Annotated in this window: 1 pseudogene; it reads right to left on the bottom strand. The window is 54.3% G+C overall.

Annotated features, from left to right (window positions below):
- Positions 1–526 (bottom strand): annotated as a pseudogene (locus FDX22_RS20440) (AMP-binding protein); the annotation flags it as partial.

Here is a 526-nt window from a genome sequence, read left to right as displayed (position 1 = left end):
CCATTCTGCCAGATCAAGTCTTCCGGCTTCAGTATCGTACTCCACAACCGCAACGGGGCGATGGCCAAACTCTTCATCTTCTATTGGAACAATAAAAGCTTGCAGAACAAGGGGATGCGATACAATAACGCGCTCCACCTCTTCCGGTTGGATCCCTTCTCCACCGCTAAAGAACAGATTGTCCATACGCCCGACTATGGTTAGCTTGCCATCCTTTAACACGCCGCGATCGCGGGTGGCAAACCAGCCTTGCGCATTAACCAGTGGATAAAGCTGTCCGTTGCGCCAGTACCCTTGCGCCATGCTGGCGGCACGAAGCCAGACTTCATCATCAACAATCCTGACTTCTCTGCCTGGTAGTGCAGAGCCGNGGCCTCTTTCGCACACACCGTGGAGGCAAATTCCGTTAACCCGTAACCGCACCAGCAGCGAATACCCTGCTCACGCGCTTGTTCAGTCAATTCAACAGGAATCGCGGCACCGCCCAGCAACACGGCCTTTAGCGATACCGGTGTGTGATTGACCA

This window comes from Citrobacter sp. TBCS-14 (genome assembly GCF_005280805.1).
Classification (GTDB): domain Bacteria; phylum Pseudomonadota; class Gammaproteobacteria; order Enterobacterales; family Enterobacteriaceae; genus Citrobacter; species Citrobacter gillenii.
The sequence above is the reverse complement of the archived record's forward strand: the minus strand, read 5'-3'. Positions and strand labels throughout refer to the sequence as shown.